Annotated in this window: 1 protein-coding gene; it reads left to right on the top strand. The window is 58.5% G+C overall.

The window, feature by feature from the left end:
* Nucleotides 1-755, top strand: a 755-nt coding sequence (locus CFR76_RS17535; protein ID WP_110557950.1) for an IS3 family transposase, incomplete at both ends; no start/stop codon positions are given.

Raw genomic sequence — 755 nt, 5'->3', positions numbered from 1 at the left:
CTGCCGATAATCCGGCAATGCACGCTGCTGCAACTCAACCGGTCGGGCGTCTACTATCGGCCTGTGCCACAGAGCGAAGCCAATCTGGAGCTGATGCGGCTGATCGACGCCCAGTTCCTGGAAACGCCGTATTATGGCTCACGGCAGATGACATGGCATCTGCGCCGCCTGGGACATGAAGTGGGCCGCAAGCGGGTCCGGCGGCTCATGGCGATCATGGGCCTGCGGGCGATCTACCAGAAGCCGCGCACGACCGTGCCCCATCCGGAACATCGGAAATATCCATATCTGCTACGGGATCTGGTCATCAATCGGCCTGACCAGGTCTGGTGTTCCGATATCACATATATTCCCATGAAACGGGGATTTCTCTATCTTGTGGCGATCATGGACTGGTTCACGCGCAAGGTCCTGTCCTGGCGTCTGTCGAACACGATGGACGTGGAGTTCTGTATCGAGGCGCTACAGGATGCCCTCATGCGCTATGGCGCCCCGGACATTTTCAATACTGACCAGGGGTCGCAATTTACGACACCCCGTTTCACCGGGATACTGGAAGAGCGTCAGATCCGCATCAGTATGGACGGGCGTGGGCGATGGCTGGACAACGTGTTCATCGAGCGTCTGTGGCGGTCGCTGAAATATGAATGCGTCTACCTGCACGCGTTCGAGACCGGATCAGAGCTGAGGGCCGGGCTTGGCAGATGGATCGCCCATTATAACGAAAGGCGTCCGCATACGGCGCTGGCTGGACG

Origin of the sequence: Komagataeibacter swingsii, assembly GCF_003207895.1 — a bacterium.
GTDB classification, from domain to species: Bacteria; Pseudomonadota; Alphaproteobacteria; order Acetobacterales; family Acetobacteraceae; genus Komagataeibacter; species Komagataeibacter swingsii.
The sequence above is the reverse complement of the archived record's forward strand: the minus strand, read 5'-3'. Positions and strand labels throughout refer to the sequence as shown.